17 protein-coding genes are annotated in these 16,372 nt (G+C 42.6%); 12 read left to right on the forward strand and 5 right to left on the reverse strand.

Annotated features, from left to right (window positions below; genetic code table 11):
• The first annotated feature begins 117 nt into the window (after window positions 1–117).
• The 7 genes from sohB (at window position 118) to AAC006_RS01200 (ending at window position 5,732) form a co-directional block, all read left to right on the forward strand.
• Window positions 118–1,146: a protease SohB gene (gene sohB, locus AAC006_RS01170; RefSeq protein WP_339890524.1), complete on the forward strand. Its 1,029-nt coding sequence runs from the start codon at window positions 118–120 to the stop codon at window positions 1,144–1,146.
• 129 nt (window positions 1,147–1,275) lie between these two features.
• On the forward strand, window positions 1,276–1,914 hold the full coding sequence (locus AAC006_RS01175; RefSeq protein WP_339890526.1) for a TetR/AcrR family transcriptional regulator: 639 nt from the start codon (window positions 1,276–1,278) through the stop codon (window positions 1,912–1,914).
• Between the two features lie 80 nt (window positions 1,915–1,994).
• The gene (locus tag AAC006_RS01180; protein ID WP_013784007.1) at window positions 1,995–2,408 is read left to right on the forward strand and encodes a GFA family protein; all 414 of its coding nucleotides are present in this window, start codon (window positions 1,995–1,997) and stop codon (window positions 2,406–2,408) included.
• A 110-nt stretch (window positions 2,409–2,518) separates the two neighbouring features.
• Entirely contained in the window at window positions 2,519–2,902 is a 384-nt protein-coding gene (locus tag AAC006_RS01185; RefSeq protein WP_013784008.1) for a hypothetical protein, read from the forward strand.
• A gap of 100 nt (window positions 2,903–3,002) precedes the next feature.
• Window positions 3,003–4,094: a serine hydrolase domain-containing protein gene (locus AAC006_RS01190; protein ID WP_339890528.1), complete on the forward strand. Its 1,092-nt coding sequence runs from the start codon at window positions 3,003–3,005 to the stop codon at window positions 4,092–4,094.
• A gap of 118 nt (window positions 4,095–4,212) precedes the next feature.
• Window positions 4,213–4,974, forward strand: coding sequence for a Nif3-like dinuclear metal center hexameric protein (locus AAC006_RS01195; RefSeq protein ID WP_339350541.1), 762 nt, complete (start codon window positions 4,213–4,215; stop codon window positions 4,972–4,974).
• A complete protein-coding gene (locus tag AAC006_RS01200) occupies window positions 4,971–5,732 on the forward strand; it encodes a methyltransferase (protein WP_013784011.1) in 762 nt (253 codons plus the stop codon). Before AAC006_RS01195 ends, AAC006_RS01200 begins: the two co-directional genes overlap by 4 nt.
• Window positions 5,733–5,831: 99 nt before the next feature.
• On the opposite strand, the gene AAC006_RS01205 is transcribed toward AAC006_RS01200, so the two are convergent.
• Window positions 5,832–6,896, reverse strand: coding sequence for a 2-hydroxyacid dehydrogenase (locus AAC006_RS01205; RefSeq protein WP_013784012.1), 1,065 nt, complete (start codon window positions 6,894–6,896; stop codon window positions 5,832–5,834).
• Window positions 6,897–6,931: 35 nt separating this feature from the next.
• Window positions 6,932–7,414, reverse strand: a complete 483-nt coding sequence (locus AAC006_RS01210; RefSeq protein ID WP_013784013.1) for a glutathione peroxidase — start codon at window positions 7,412–7,414, stop codon at window positions 6,932–6,934.
• A gap of 96 nt (window positions 7,415–7,510) precedes the next feature.
• Between AAC006_RS01210 and AAC006_RS01215 the strand changes: the two genes are divergently transcribed.
• On the forward strand, window positions 7,511–8,422 hold the full coding sequence (locus tag AAC006_RS01215) for an NAD(P)-dependent oxidoreductase (protein ID WP_126872310.1): 912 nt from the start codon (window positions 7,511–7,513) through the stop codon (window positions 8,420–8,422).
• Between the two features lie 44 nt (window positions 8,423–8,466).
• Here the strand turns inward: AAC006_RS01215 and AAC006_RS01220 are convergent, their stop codons facing one another.
• Window positions 8,467–10,110: a response regulator gene (locus AAC006_RS01220; RefSeq protein ID WP_339350545.1), complete on the reverse strand. Its 1,644-nt coding sequence runs from the start codon at window positions 10,108–10,110 to the stop codon at window positions 8,467–8,469.
• Between the two features lie 313 nt (window positions 10,111–10,423).
• On the opposite strand from AAC006_RS01220, the gene AAC006_RS01225 reads away from it, so the two are divergent.
• The 4 genes from AAC006_RS01225 (at window position 10,424) to AAC006_RS01240 (ending at window position 14,342) form a co-directional block, all read left to right on the forward strand.
• Window positions 10,424–11,578 (forward strand): acyl-CoA dehydrogenase family protein, encoded by a 1,155-nt coding sequence (locus AAC006_RS01225; RefSeq protein ID WP_339890531.1) that lies wholly within the window; start codon window positions 10,424–10,426, stop codon window positions 11,576–11,578.
• A 47-nt stretch (window positions 11,579–11,625) separates the two neighbouring features.
• Window positions 11,626–12,756, forward strand: coding sequence for an enoyl-CoA hydratase/isomerase family protein (locus AAC006_RS01230; protein WP_339890532.1), 1,131 nt, complete (start codon window positions 11,626–11,628; stop codon window positions 12,754–12,756).
• Window positions 12,757–12,896: 140 nt separating this feature from the next.
• Complete coding sequence (locus AAC006_RS01235; protein ID WP_339890533.1) at window positions 12,897–13,760, forward strand: putative RNA methyltransferase; 864 nt, start codon at window positions 12,897–12,899, stop codon at window positions 13,758–13,760.
• A 24-nt stretch (window positions 13,761–13,784) separates the two neighbouring features.
• A complete protein-coding gene (locus AAC006_RS01240; protein ID WP_339890535.1) occupies window positions 13,785–14,342 on the forward strand; it encodes an HAD family hydrolase in 558 nt (185 codons plus the stop codon).
• A 162-nt stretch (window positions 14,343–14,504) separates the two neighbouring features.
• Here AAC006_RS01240 and AAC006_RS01245 read toward each other — a convergent pair whose 3' ends face one another.
• Both AAC006_RS01245 and AAC006_RS01250 read right to left on the reverse strand, forming a co-directional pair.
• Window positions 14,505–16,022, reverse strand: coding sequence for a DUF3413 domain-containing protein (locus tag AAC006_RS01245; RefSeq protein WP_339890537.1), 1,518 nt, complete (start codon window positions 16,020–16,022; stop codon window positions 14,505–14,507).
• A 12-nt stretch (window positions 16,023–16,034) separates the two neighbouring features.
• Window positions 16,035–16,250: a DUF1414 domain-containing protein gene (locus AAC006_RS01250; protein ID WP_013784021.1), complete on the reverse strand. Its 216-nt coding sequence runs from the start codon at window positions 16,248–16,250 to the stop codon at window positions 16,035–16,037.
• Window positions 16,251–16,372 lie beyond the last annotated feature (122 nt).

Consider the following 16,372-nt stretch of genomic DNA (forward strand, 5'->3'; position numbering starts at 1 on the left):
ACTGCTATTATAGGCGCCATTATATAAAGTCGCCTTAATGTAAGTTCTATTTAGGACAATAAGGTCGTTAAGAAGGGTCTGATAACAGACCCTTTTATTTTGTACTAGGAGATAGGTTTGGAGTTTTTGTACGAATACGGTTTATTTGTGGCTAAGGCCGTTACCTTAGTTATCGCGTTTATTATCGTGGTATCGACCATCGTTGGCGTTGCTAGTAAGCAGAAACAGGGTAAAGGTCAGTTAGAAATAATCTCTCTTTCAGAGCAATTAAAAGACATTACCCATTACGCGAAGCAAGTGTTGCTCGACAAAGCAGCATTGAAGCAATTGGCTAAAAAGCAGAAGAAAGAAGATAAAGCCAAAAACAAAAGTAAAAAAGCGAACGATGAAGAAGAAAAGTCGCGTTTATTCGTCATCGATTTTAAAGGCTCTATGGATGCGAACGAAGTTGAGCACTTACGTGAAGAGATCACCGCTATTTTATGTGTGGCTAACAAAGAAGATGAAGTACTTGTGCGCTTGGAAAGTGGTGGTGGTGTGGTACATGGTTACGGACTAGCGGCTTCGCAGTTACAGCGCATCAAAGAAAAAGGCCTAACATTAACCATCGCGGTAGACAAAGTAGCTGCCAGTGGCGGCTACATGATGGCTTGTGTGGCAGATAAATTGTTAGCATCACAATTTGCTTATATCGGTTCAATTGGTGTGTTAGCGCAATTGCCGAACTTCAACAAATTATTGAAGAAGAACGATGTGGAATTTGAGCAACATACGGCAGGTGAATACAAACGTACGCTTACCGTGTTTGGCGAAAATAATGACGAAGGGCGTGCAAAATTTAAAGAAGAAATTGAAGAAATTCACACGTTATTTAAAGACTTCGTTCATAGTCAGCGCCCTGATATGAACATTGAGAAAGTGGCAACGGGTGAATATTGGCCTGGTGTTAAAGCAAAAGAACTAGGTTTGGTAGATGCGCTTTCAACCTCAGACGATTACATTTTATCGCACTTCCCAGAGCGCGAAATATTTAAGGTTAAGTACTCGTTGAAAAAGAATGTGGCAGAAAAACTAGGGCTGTCGGTTGCAGCTGTTGCAGAACGGGTAGTCATGCAGACTTGGAACAAAGCAAGGCACTGGTTTTAATAATAATTAATATAAAATAATAGGTTACAGCATTCTTTTGTGGTTATGCGTAACCTTTTCGCCCCGTTCCGAGTCGTTTTTACATGATTGAACGGGCGTGATGAGACTTAGGTTAAAGAAAAATAAAAAATGGCGAAGCAAACTAAAGCTGATATTTTAGATGCTGCTGAACTGCTCTTTTCAGAGCAAGGGTTCACGCAGACATCGATGCGCGAGATTACGACTCGGGCCGAGGTTAATCTAGCGTCAGTCAATTATCACTTTGGTAGTAAGAAGAACCTTATTCAGGCAGTGCTAAAAAGGTATTTCGATGTTTTGATGCCTGAAGTGAATACCTGCCTTGCCAACAATAAGGTATCTTCCGGTAGCGAAGGTGTTGCTACCTTGTTGTATGCACTTATTCCTCCTATGTTGAAACTCAATGTGCTAAGACCGTCGGGCACAGCCATTTTTGTCCAGCTATTGGGCCGAGGGTATAACGAAACCCAAGGTCATTTGCGCCGTTTCATTATGAACGATTATGGCGAGACAATTAGAGCCTTGGTTGACGCTATTCAACAGTGCTTACCCGACCTACCTGAAGAAGCGCTTTTCTGGCGCTTGCACTTTGCAATGGGTAGTTTTGTCTTCTCAATGGCTTCAAGCCGAGCGTTAACAGAAATCGCTGAGTCGGATTTTCACAAGCATGTGGACATTGAAGAGGTGATCAGTCACCTAGTACCCTTTGTAGCACAAGGCGTTGCTGGCAACATTTCACAAAATAACTAAAAAATGAGGCCAGAGTGTTAAGTTACCGAGATTGGATAACATGCATTCTAGATAGGGATTAGGTAAAAGGAAGTATATATATGTATTACGGAACCTGTCTGTGCGGCGAAATAAGCGTCGAGATTTTAGGCTCGATAGATGACATCATTCATTGTCATTGCTCACTTTGTAGAAAGAATAGTGGTACTGCCTATGCCACCAATGGCTTTATCAATGCTAACGAATTCCGCCTAATAGACCCACAAAAGAAACTGGCTACTTACGAATTTAAACCGGGTAAAAATAGACATTTTTGCTCGACCTGTGCATCACCCATTTATAGTTCAAATGCAGCTAATCCTGAAAAACTGAGAATTCGGCTTGGTATTGTAGATTCAGATATTTCAGAAAGACCCATCTCTCACAACTTTGTTACGTCAAAAGCAAACTGGGACAACTTAGATGCTGCGCTGCCAAGATATGATACGTTTGAGCCTACTAGACAAAGTCGGTAAATTGAACGCAACTAATGAAATGCTGTTGGTTCATCTCCTGTAAGAAAATTGCAAAAGTATTATTAGCCTCATCAATGAGAGTAGATCTACATTAAAATTGGATGTTTATAATGGATTCATTGGAATTAGAAGAAAAACCGGAACTAGATTCAGCCCAACAGAATAAAATCAAAAATGAGACCCTAACCACAGAATTACATTTTGAATTACTAAAACAATATGCGTGGTTATCTTCCGCTGCTATTGGTGCAATCGTCGTTCTTGTTCAATTGAAAGCCATAGAAGCAGATAAAGATCTTTATGTCTCCCTCGGCTTTTTTGTGGCTTCCATTATTTTGTCGATTACGGGGCAGGATCATATAATTGATTCATTGCTCAAAGGTAAGCAAATATACGATGCTTCAAAGGTTTTGAAGTTCATTAGAACAATTTCTATGATGTGCTTCGGTATAGGTGTAGGTTATCTGGCAGCAAACGTATTAAAATTCTGGTAACTACGTCCTCTACCTTCATCGTGAACCAACCGCTACTTTCATTTTAAAACGGCATAGCCGAAGTTATTTTTAATTTTGGCTATGAGTAGGGAAACCCTTTGTGAATACTGAATACGCGTTTGGGTATATATGCCGTAACTTTACTATTTCAACACTATTCATTTTTTCAGTAAATGCTATTTCCGCCGAACCGGGCAGTCATAAGGAGCTGACTCAGTATTTGGATGAAGTTCGAGGTGAGTCTGCTATTCCCGCAATGGCAGTCGCGGTCATTACTGCCGGCAAAGTCAGTTATATTGAAGGTTTCGGCTACCTAGATGAGAAGTTAACCAAGCCCACAACGGATAAAACGCTATTCAGGGCTGCGTCAATTTCTAAACTTTTCACCGCGCAAGCCATAATGAAATTAGTAGAGCGAAGAAAATTAAGCCTCGATGACGAAGTGGGTTTATACATCCCCCAGCTTGAAAAATCTCAAATTACTATAAAGCAATTACTCACCCATTCTTCAGGCTTAACGGACGTTATTAGGCCTGTGAGTGTTAAACAAGGTAGATCGCTGAAGCGTTATTTAGAATTGGTGAGAGGCGCTGTCCCCGAAGAGTCTGAAAGTCACAGCTTTGTGTATAGTGACACTAATTATAATCTGTTGGGTGAGATCATTCTCTCAGTTAGTGGTCAGCGCTATGACGCTTTCATCTATGACAATATTTTTAAGCCAGCAAAAATCAGAAAAAGTCATTTTTATGATGGCTCAAATGAAAATTTCGCTGAAACGCACCCAACCTACAGGGGAAAGTTAATAGACAAGCTTGAGCAGCGACCCTATGACTTAGCTTTTAACCCCAGTGAAGGCCTCATTGCTAATGTATACGATTTAAGCCAATGGCTTACGCTCACGCTTAACCACGCTCCTGTCATTTTAGATAAGCAATCCTTCGATGCGATGTTAGTGCCACAAGTAAAAACCACGTGGGGTGAAATATACATGGCACTAGGTTGGCAGGTTTATGAGAATGAATATGGGAAAGTCGCGAGGCATCCAGGTAGTGTTCGTGGGTACAAATCGCTAGTGCTTACATATCCAGACAGTAAAAACGCAATAATTATACTGAGTAACTCAAGTGATACACCGCGCTGGGAAATTGCAAAGTCCATTACGGAAATTTTAAATAAGACCGGGGAATGGTAGCTGGCGTGTGTAAAAAGAAAGGACGGCAGTAGTCGTTCAAAATTAGTATAATGCTTAACAATTCTATAGGTTCAACATGATTGTTGAACTGATTGTATAACAGTTAACCGGAGTGTTTGTGTCAGTAAGTAACCTTGAACTTAAACGCTATCTAGATGGCACACTTAGAGCCCATGAGATTAGCGACTACTGCCCTAATGGTCTGCAAGTTGAAGGCAAGCCAGAAATTCAACGTGTAGTAACAGGGGTTACGGCCTCACAAGCCTTGATTGATGCCGCCATTGCAGAAAATGCCGATGCCATCGTGGTGCATCATGGCTATTTTTGGAAAGGCGAGTCGCAAGCAATTACCGGCATGAAGAAAAAGCGCATTCAGGCATTACTTGAACACGATATTAATTTATACGCATACCATCTACCGTTAGATGTTCACCCCGAGTTTGGGAATAACCGACAGCTTGCGACACTGCTTAATATTGACAATGTGCGAGCCCTAAGCGGCGTAAAACCTACGGGTGTGGTTATGCAAGGGGAGTTCGAAAGCCCAATGTCTCAGCATGACCTACAGCAGCTATTAGCTGATAAGTTAGGACGAGCTGTATTAGCGGAAGGTGATGATAATAAAGCTATTAAAACCGTTGCTTGGTGTACAGGCGGAGGTCAAGGCTTTATCGAACAAGCTGTTGCGGCAGGGGTAGATGCGTTTATTACCGGTGAAGTGTCTGAACAAACTATTCATACGGCGCGTGAAATGGGTATTAGCTTTTTTGCGGCGGGTCATCATGCCACTGAACGCTACGGCGTGAAGGCATTAGGTGAGCACATTCAAATCGAGTTTAACCTAGACGTGACTTTTATTGATATTCCAAACCCAGCATGACAGAAAAATCAGATCATATTTTTGACGGTATAGCCGCAAAATTTGCCGATAACATCTATGGCACGACAAAAGGGAAACTTAGGCAAATTATGCTTTGTGAGGCGTTAGCGCCTTTTGTTGAAGTATCAGACAACATACAGCCTAAAAAGGTGATAGAAGTGGGGGGCGGCACAGGTGTGATGGCCGCTCACTTGGCATCGCTAGGACATAGTGTACTGTTAACTGATGGATCAGAAGATGTATTAGTTCATGCCAAAGACAATTTAAAAACGTTTCCAAACGTGAGTATTCAACATCAATATTTGTTAGATATTCAAAATATGGAAGACTTTGATTTTATAGTGTGCCATGCGGTATTGGAATGGTTGAATGAGCCCTACCAAGCTATTCAGTTTCTCTATGACAACATGCGTAAAGGGGCAATATTAAGCCTGAGTTTTTTTAACCGTGATGCAAACTTAATGACTAACGCCATTTACGGTAATTTTGATTACATTGCGCAAGGTATGAAAGTCAGGAACCAAGTTCGCCTTAACCCTAAAAATCCGTTACCGGCTAAACAAGCCAGCGATTTTTGTGAGTCTATTGGTTTTACGGTAAAAGCGAAAACTGGCATACGATGTTTTCATGATTACTTGAAGAACCCAGAACATCAAACTACCCAGTTTGAAGGGTTGGTAAACCTAGAACGAACCTATAACCAAACAGAACCGTTTATGTGGTTAGGAAAGTACTTCCATCTTGTGTTGGAAAAGTAGCAAATATTGCTACTTTTCTACTATTTTCTTTAAGCGTTGTGCTTGATTCTATGCTCATTAGCTTTAACCCGTTAAGCCAAGCCTCTTAAAATAAGCCCCTTAAGTTATGTGCTGAACCATATTGTTGTTAACGTTCAGGCTAGAGTCACCGGCAAAGAAGCGTAAGTTATCTAGGGTAATGGTGGCAATCTCACTCAAAGCCTCTTTGGTGAAAAAGCCTTGATGCCCAGTTACCAATACATTGGGAAACGTGAGTAAGCGCTGAAATACGTCGTCTTGAATAATATCTTGTGAGTGGTCACTGAAAAACAACTCTGATTCTCGCTCATAAACATCTAAACCTACATACCCTAAATGCCCACTTTTTAGCGCATTGATTACCGACTTATCATCAATCAATCCGCCACGTGATGTGTTTATCAGCATGGCGCCTTTGGGCATTAGGGCAATACTCGACTCATTGATAAGGTGATAGCTTTGCTCAGTAAGCGGGCAGTGAAGAGTAACAATGTGGCTTTGGCTAAAAAGCGATTCAAGTGACGTGTAAACTACGCCTTCTTGTTTAAGTTGCTCATTAGGGTAGGGGTCGTAGCATAAGACATTGCAACCAAAGCCTTTCAAAATTCGGATCACCGATTGGCCAATACGCCCTGTACCTATCACGCCTACTGTTTTGTTGTGTAAAGTGAAACCCAGTAAACCGCTTAATTCAAAGTTACCTTCTTTTACCCTGTTATAGGCTTTATGTGTCTTGCGATTTAGGGTAAGAATGAGTGCTAACGTGTGTTCAGCCACGGTTTCCGGGCTGTAGGCAGGTACTCTCGATACGCTGATATTGAGTTCATGGGCTGTTGCGATATCAACATTATTAAAACCGGCGCAGCGTAGGGCAATATGCTTGATGCCAGCCTCATGCAAAATATATAAAGTTTTCGCGTTAAGTTCATCATTGACGAAAACACAGACTGCATCGTAGCCTTGGCAAAGCAAGGCAGTCTCAGCGGTGAGTTGATGAGGGAAATAAGTAAAGGAAATAGGGGGAATGCCCTCGGCTTTTTCTACGCTCAAGGCTTTTTCTGAGCTCAAGGCTTTTTCTAAGCTCAAGGCTGCTGCCTTAAAAACAGTTTCTTCATAAGGCTTGGCACTAAAAAACGCGACTTTCATTACACTGCACTCCCTCTTCATCAAACGTTAATAATTTAGGCTTTCAAGAGTCCATCAATATCATTACTTATTTCACTCGGCTTCGTGGTTGGGCCGTAACGCTTAACCACGTTTCCGTTAGCATCGACAAGAAACTTAGTGAAATTCCACTTTATGCGTTTAGAGCCAAGTAAACCAGGTGCTTGTGATTTTAATTCAACGTAAAGAGGATGGGTTTGCGTTCCATTAACGTCAGTTTTTTTAAATAATGGAAAAGAAACACCAAAGTTCATATTACAAAATTGAGCAATATCATCATCTGAGCCCGGTTCCTGGTGACCAAATTGATCGCAAGGAAATGCCAATATTTCGAAGCCCTTCGGACTATATGCTTTATAGAGTTTTTCTAAACCTTCATATTGATTAGTAAAACCACATTTACTGGCGGTATTAACGATAAGTAATACTTTGCCTTTAAAGTCTGACATAGCAATAGCTTCGCCATTGTTTCTAACCACTTGGTGAGTATATATGCTCATAGCGCTTCTCTTTATTTTAGTTATTGTTTTGTTTTAGTTATCAGAAAGTTTGTTACACTTCGCTTCAGTATAATCAGTTATGAAGAGAGTTACACTATGTCAAATAATACAACTACAACGTCTTCATCTGTAGATTCACCTATCGATAATGCATCGATAAAAGTCAGTTTTCTAGGGCTTGGCGTGATGGGCTACCCCATGGCAGGGCATCTAGCAAAATCAGGCTTCGATGTTACTGTTTATAATCGCACAAAAGCGAAGTCAGATAAGTGGGTTAAAGAGTTTCAGGGCGCCCTTGCCCTATCCCCAGCAGAAGCCGCAAAAGATGCTGATATAGTGTTGATGTGCGTAGGTAACGACAACGATGTTAAAGACGTTGCCAGCCAAGCCTTAGGTACGATGGGGCCGGGTACACTACTGATAGATCACACTACCGCGTCGGCAGAAGTAGCGCGTGAAATGTTTTCACTATGTCAAAAGCAGTCTATCGCCTTTTTAGATGCACCAGTGTCAGGCGGCCAGGCCGGTGCTGAAAATGGTTTGCTTACCGTTATGGTGGGTGGAGAACAACAGGCTTTTGACCGTGCTGAAGCTGTTTTTTCTGCTTATGCTAGACACAGTCAATTGCTAGGTGAAAGTGGTAGTGGTCAGTTAGCAAAAATGATGAACCAAATTTGCATTGCCGGTATTGTTCAAGGGCTAGCGGAGGCACTTCATTTTGGTCAAAAAGCAGGATTAGATTGTAAAGCGGTGATTGATGTCATCAGTAAAGGCGCTGCACAATCTTGGCAAATGGAAAATCGTGCGTCTACCATGCTCGAAAATCACTATGACTATGGCTTTGCGGTAGATTGGATGCGAAAAGATTTATCTATTGCCCTTGATGAAGCGCGTCGAAATGGTTCAACATTAGCGCTAACGGCCTTGGTCGACCAATATTATGGCGACGTTCAGAAAATGGGTGGCCATCGCTGGGATACATCAAGCCTACTAATGCGTTTGAAATAACATACCATCGGTATGAGCACACTTGGTCAGTTTATACCTAACGATTAATGGTGCTTGTTGTCTTCGTTGATAGCAGGGGCTATTAGCTTTTCTGCATTAGCTTGGGCCGTTAGGTTTAATTGGGTGAGCCTATTATGATTACTATCTGAAAGTGCCATATCAGCAATAACACGAAGCAGTTTGCGAATTCCGTATTTGCGATAAACGGCGGTGTCTGATTCAATCATGCACTGCAATAAATTAAGCCCGAATGCTGCCGTTTCTGGCGATAAATTCAATGCATCATAGAAATGTTTCATTGCCGGCAAGTATTGTTTGTTCATAAACAACTGTGTACCGGTTTCATTTAGCATAACTGCCTGGTCATGATTAAGGCCCAGGCGCTCACCACCACTAAAAATAAGATCGTCGTTAGCAACCTGCTCTGAGATGATCTGCAGCTCGGCATTCTTCTGCTTTGCAAGGGCAAGTAATTGGCTAGCTTTACCTTCCTCGCCCAAACCATGATGTACTTTTGCGGCAATCACTAGCATCGAAGGCTCGGTGCGCAAGTAATCATCCATGTAGTCACTTTCAAGTAAGTGAGCGGCTTTTTGATCTTCGCTTTCTAAAATGGCTGAAAAGGCCAGTAGGTAGTCTCTTTTTTGCAATACTTGGCGATCACTTTGACTGCGACCTGCCAAGCCAACTAACTTACGAGCTTGGCTTAAGCTTTCTTCTCGATTGGTACTAGGCGCTTCTTCTGCTAGCAATAAGTAAAACTCCGCCAATTCGAAGGTGAAATCGTTAAATCTGTCTTTGGCACTTCGATGCATAGCGCGCTTTTTTTGGAGCAGATCTATGGCTTCTACCACCTTGTCCTGTTTTTGATACGCGAGAGATTTTAACCTAGCAGCGGGTAAACTAAGATCGCTGAACTTTATCTGGCTTAAATAGGTCTCTACTTGCTCATACGACTTTTGCTCAAAAGATAGAGAGGCAAGCCATTCAAACGCGCTGTCTCGCGCTAGGGTTGAAGTTACCATACCAGTAAGTTCGTCTTGGCAATCGGGCCATAGTCCCGCCGCATATTGGCACCTAATTTTGCCCCACTGTGCCCAAAGTACTTTATCTGAACGCGTGAGTACATCATCATATACACGCATCGCATGTAAAATATCTTCGTTTTCAAACAAGAGTTTGGCGTAAAGTTTACCTACATCAGACGCTAGCCTTGGTGGTACGCCTTCTCGCAATTTTTTACGTAACAGTGTGATAGCAGAAGGGCGTTGTTTGTTATCCATTTCCCGTAACACGGGCTCAATATACTTGCGATAGCTCAAATAGTGCTTAATTTGACGAGACAATGAGGCAATCGTGTAAGGTTTTATAAGCAACGCATCAGGTTGCAAATCCATTATGCGGCCGATGGTTTGCGGAGAACGATCGGAGGTAAGAAAAATAAGGCCAGTGCTAGGGCGAATAAAACCTGATTCTTTAAGGCTTTGCACCCATTCCACTCCTGTTCTTCCTTGGCCTAAGTGGTAGTCCATAATGATGAGTTCGAAATGCTGCTTACGTAACGCCGATTTAAGTTCTACACCTGAACCAAAACTGCTCACGTTTAATTTTGCAATGGGCAGGAGGTGCCCCCGCAACGTCGTGCGCGCAGTTGCGTTATCTTCAACAATAGCAATCCGATAATCCAAGAGGTGTCAGTATAGTAGTGTTTTAATAAACATAGCTTATCAGCGCTGGGTGTAAAGTGCATTAGCCGTAAGTTTAACTTTCTAACTATATGTCTTTATTTATTATTTTAAGGCAAGGGGAGTTGAAAATTAGATTAATGTATAACTGTATTTGTCACAATTATTTTACATTAATTTTATTTATTTTTGACGTTTACGTTTACGTGAAGGTAAGTTGTTAGATACTGTATTTACGACTGACTACTCAATGCTTGTGTTCTAGTTGATACAGGCATGATACATCACCAATTTATTACCCAGAAGAGCAAGTAATATGAATTTCGACCTTTCAGATGATCAACTCGCCTTTGAAGAAACCGCTCGTCAATTTGCGATGCAGGAATTTGCGCCCCATGCAGCACAATGGGACAGAGACCATCACTTTCCCGTTGAGGCCATTAAAAAAGCGGGTGAACTAGGTTTTTGTGGTTTATATACCCCCGAATCAGAAGGCGGGCTGGGATTATCGCGCCTTGATTCATCTATTATTTTTGAGCAGCTTTCCATGGGTTGCACCACCACTACCGCCATGCTGACAATTCACAACATGGCCACGTGGATGATTGCGACTTGGGGCCAAGAGGCGACTAAAAAGCAATGGTGTGAAGTACTTGTATCAGGGGAAAAACTGGCTTCTTATTGCTTAACCGAGCCCGGTGCTGGCTCAGATGCTGCTTCATTGAAAACTAAAGCTACGCCGGTAGATAATGGCTATGTGCTCAACGGCGCAAAAGTGTTTATATCGGGCGCAGGCAGTACTGACGTATTAGTAGTAATGGCTAGAACCGGTGGTGACGGCCCAAAAGGGATCAGTGCGTTTGCTGTTCCCGCTGATGCCGACGGTATTATTTACGGCAAAGCGGAAGAGAAAATGGGCTGGAATGCCCAGCCAACCAGAATGATCACTTTTGACAACGTAAAGATTGATGCGTCGTGTCGTTTAGGTGATGAAGGCCAAGGTTTTAAAATGGCTATGCAGGGGTTAGATGGTGGGAGAATTAATATAGCAACATGCTCCATAGGAACGGCGCAACAAGCGCTTAATGTGGCCAGGCAGTATCTCACTGAGCGCGAGCAATTTGGAAACCCCATTGCTACTTTCCAAGCGTTGCAATTTAAATTAGCAGATATGGCAACTGAATTGGTTGCTGCCCGTCAAATGGTGAGAATGGCAGCCAGTAAGCTTGATAGTAAACATGCCGACAGCAGTACCTATTGCGCAATGGCGAAACGATTTGCCACAGATGTGGGTTTTAAGGTGTGTAACGACGCGTTACAGTTGCATGGTGGATACGGCTATATCAAAGAGTATCCGTTAGAACGTCACGTAAGAGATGTGCGGGTACATCAAATATTGGAAGGCACAAACGAAATTATGCGAGTTATCATCGGAAGGCGCTTGCTAAGCGATGAAAATAGCGTTCTGTGATAACAGGCTTGATGAAAAAGAATTGCTGATGCTACAAGGAGTAAAAAGTGGAACATACAAAATCTGTAGTGATTGTTGAAGAAATCGCAACACAGTCAGGGCATACGATTGGCGTGCTTACCCTAAATAAGCCCAAAGCCCTAAATGCGTTAGATTTAGAAATGGCGAGTTTGTTATTAGACGCACTCCAAGCATGGGAAAATAGAAGCGATCTTGTTTGTGTCGTATTAAAAGCGGCAGGGGAAAAAGCATTTTGTGCCGGTGGCGATATTGTCTCTATGTACAATGCAATGCTTGAATCGAATGGCGAAATTCCTGATTTTCTAGCCTCTTTTTTCCGTACTGAATATACCCTCGATTATACAATTCATCATTACGCCAAACCCATTATTGTGTGGGGCTCTGGTATCGTTATGGGCGGTGGAATGGGGTTAATCTGTGGTGCAAGCCATCGTGTGGTCACCGAAACGTCACGTCTTGCTATGCCTGAAATAACCATTGGGTTATATCCTGATGTAGGAGGCAGCTATTTTCTGCCACGCTTACCAGGCAAAACTGGCCTTTTCTTAGGACTAACCGGTGTACAAATGAATGGGGCAGACGCCTGTTACGTAGAATTAGCTGATGTATTAGTGGCGTCTGATCAACAGCCCGCCATGTTTGATGCACTGCAAAGCTTCTCGTGGAAACTTGATGATAAATCTGAGTCACTTAACGGGCAAGTTACCAGTATTTTAAACGGCCTTAACACGCCAGAAAATGAGCTTGTAGCAAATGTAGAATCTCACCGAGCCGTTATCGAGAAGTGGTGTGAACCCGATAATGTAACTGATGTGGTGAATAATTTATTATCAGCAGATGTAAGCGAAGATAAGTGGTTAAGCCGGGCACAATCTACATTGGCTAAAGGGTCGCCTATAACGGCGCATTTAGTATTTGAAGAGTGCAAACGTGGCGCCAAACTATCTTTGGCTGATTGCTTTCGTATGGAAGCTATTATGTCTTGTCGCTGTGGTCAACACGGAGAGTTTCAGGAAGGCGTACGTGCATTGCTAATAGAAAAAGATTTATCGCCTAAATGGAAGTACAAGAGAGTGGAAGATGTGCCAGAAGAGGTGGTTGCATCCTTCTTTGACTCACCCTGGACCAATGAAGCCCATCCATTGGCTGATTTATAGCCATGCTTTATTGTGTGAGCCTTACTTTACCTTAAACACTTTCACAACCTAGTATCAAGGCTGAAGCAGTCACGACACCGGCAGCGAAGTTTGATAAACTCGCTGCCAGTATTAGACAGTTTTACAGTGGACTCTTTTTTATGTGGCAATGCCCACTTTGCCGAAGCCCAATCGATATTAGCGCCTCGGTCATCCAATGCAGCAATAACCATAGTTATGACAAAGCGAAAGCAGGCTACGTTAACCTTCTTCCCGTCCAATTTAAAAACTCTAAGTCACCTGGTGACGACAAAAGTATGGTTCGCGCTCGAAGAGAGTTCCACGACCTCAATGGTTATGGGCCGTTAAAGCAACGCATGACCGATATAGTGGCACAGTATTACACCGATTCACGCAAGCGTGAAAATGCCAGTATCAATGGGAAAGAAGAGCTTGCAATCTACGATGCAGGGTGCGGGGAAGGGAGCTATTTAAACGCCCTAGTAACCGGTTTAGAAGCCAACGGTATTAACACTTCTGGCAGTGGTAGTGATATTGCGAAAATTGCGGTGGAATTAGCAGCGAAAGCGTATAAATCGCAGCAATTTGTTGTGGCCAGTAGCTTTGATTTGCCCATTGAATCAAATACGCAAGATGTTGTAATTCAAGTTTTTGCCCCCGGTAGCAGTGAAGAGTATGCACGGGTGTTAAAAGCGGGTGGGCTCTTGCTTACCGTGGACCCTGCGCCCATGCATTTGTTCGAGTTAAAGTCGCTGGTATATGACAACCCCGCAAAACATGCTGTAGAAAAAGAGCAGCGGGTAGGTTTTGAACAAACTTTGGATGAAACCGTCAATTACCCTTTGCATTTCGATAACGATGAACAGAAAATCGCGTTGATAAAAATGACGCCTTATTACTGGCGTTTACCTCCGGATAGGTTGGCTGTCATTGTTGAAAAGCTAAACCACGTCACCGTTGATTTTCGCGTTCAAGCTTGGCTAAAAATGCCAGAAACCGCTTGAATGCAGTTGAAGAGATAGCACAACATGGGTTCACACACTGTTAAAGCCTTATTTTTAGACCGTGATGGCATTGTAAATGTCGATCATGGTTATGTGGGCCGGTACGAAGATTTTGAATATGTAGACGGCATATTCTCGCTAATAACGCGTTTTGAAAATGCGGGCTATAAAATTATCATCGTTACCAATCAGTCGGGCATTGCACGAGGCTTGTATTCTGAAGATGATTTTAAGGCATTGATGAGCGCGGTTCAGCAAGACTTTTACCAAGCCGGAATTGGTGAAGTTTCTGTGTATTTTTGTCCTCATCATCCAGAACATGGCATTGGCACTTACAAAAAACAGTGTGCGTGCCGCAAACCTAATCCGGGCATGCTAATACAGGCCGCAGAAGAACATTCTATTTCACTACCTTTAAGTATCATGATTGGTGACAGTTGGCGAGATATACAGGCAGGGCAAGAAGTCAATTTATCTCACTGTTATTATGTTTCCAGCAAAGCCCCGCCGCCCAATGCTGAATTAGAAAATGTCACACAAGTCACCTCTTTGAACGATATACCTGTTCCCAGTAGCGTATAGGTCGCATTTGGCTTCATTCTGGCGAACACTACTGTTCATGATGAGGGAACCTAGATTGAAGAGAACACCGTGCAGTACTCAATCAGTATTTACATTGGGTGTGGAATAAAAAAGAATTTGAAAAGATACAAAAAAGGCGCCTAATTTGGCGCCTTTAACATCTTAGTTTTGGTTAGAAAACCGAGATAAGTGTTTGATGGCTTGGCTTAATAAATCAACGTTAAGCGGAGCATTGCTGCGCTTACCTGTAGCAACGTCAGTAATTTCGTAACTACCGTTACTTAGCACATCAGTACGTTTGCCATTGTGGAACACCACAATACGCTCACCAGAGGTACTTACTAGCCATTTACGACTAGGGTTCAACAAGTTTTGACCTGTGGAATAGAAGGTAGTAGGAGCTGCGCATCCAAGGGCATTCATAATCGTTGGCGCCAGATCTTCAGTGCTCGCAATATCAGCACTTAGCGACATGTTATTGTACAGCATGCCTTGTGAACTCTCATTACCGTAACCGGTAGCAATCATCACCTTGTTGGACTGCAGCATATCTTGCGTCACATAGCCCTCAATCACAGATGCAGGTAAAAATGCTATGTGTAAGCCATTGTGATTGTTGGAAAGGGGCTGGCGATAACTTTTAAACAAATCGTCAGGCAAACTTTCATCAAAATGAGTAGAGACAGGCATTCCTAGACCAACCGGCAAGGCTAGTAGCACAGGGCGTTTTTGGCTTAATGAGTCTTGGTAAATTTCTGGCACACCAAACAAGGTGGTAGTAATCAACCCTCGTAAACTACTGGCGGTAGAATGATAGTTTTCTAACGCATTAAGCCCAAGTGTGTCGATACCAGAAATAGGGGCATCATCAATCTGCACTATCACTGTCATGTTTATACCGGAATCTATAGAGCAATAAACCGGTTCCGCAGGATAGTTAATATTATGAATATCAGTATTAAACTGCAGCTGTTTACGCTCTTCATAAGCGGCTAAATCAAGCAACCCATAACGGGACATAGTCGTTTTAGCGGTAGCCGGATACGACAGCGGGAACATATTATCTTGCTTGATGATAGGCTGATACAGTTCGGCATCGGCCCATACATGCACCGCATGGCTGGTGACAAAGCACACCACGAAAAAGCTGGCTACCGGTACGCCAATTTTATGCTGTGAAAAGCGCTCAACTCTTTTCCATATGGCATTGGCAAGCACAAGCTGAAAGCCTAGCCATACTAAAAACAGCATGAATAAATAGGCCCACTGTTGCCAGTAGAACTCACTAATTTGTGTTTGTGCTTCGGTTTTAAGCAAGTCAGCAGCGTGAAAGCTGATATGAAACCCAGTGCGATTAAATAACAACGCATCGAATGCTAACAAGGCAAGCCCAACCGCTGCAATAATAGACGCACTGGCTTTAATTGCCCTTGGGTTGGTGGCTAAATAGCATAAAGGCAAAATAAAAATGACAAAGCCAAAAAAGGTCATAAAGCCAATATGGCCCAACCAATTGGTCAGTAAGTAAAGCGTGCCCACGCCCGTGCCTGGCATGGGTGAAGAAAAAACAAAAATTGATGCAATAACAATGGCTATTATTATATTCGCTAGCGCGAACCAATGGCCCCAATTAACTAGTTTCGTCACTCGCTGGCGGCGAGGAGATTCGGCTAAAATCATAAAAAAGCCTACTTAACCTTGAACACTCTTCTTGAGCACATTAGCAAACTGATCTGCCATGGCTTCGCGTTTGTCAGGACTAACCTGAGTCTGTAAAATATGGGTAATCACATTACCTAATACCATTAGCGATAAATCTCTCCCCGCATCGTTTTCTTCGAGGGTTAGAATGACTTTATTCATTAAGGTTTCAAATTCAGCATTGGTATAACGACTGTTCTGGGGCACTGTTACGCCTCTTTTTCATGATTTCTTTGATAAAAAGAATGGTTTTACTCGTAAAATGATTATAATCGTTGTTTGAGTGATAACAATCATTCATTCTAAAATCCCGCAATTCCGTTAGTTTT

It is taken from the genome of uncultured Alteromonas sp. (assembly GCF_963976965.1).
GTDB lineage: Bacteria > Pseudomonadota > Gammaproteobacteria > Enterobacterales > Alteromonadaceae > Alteromonas > Alteromonas naphthalenivorans.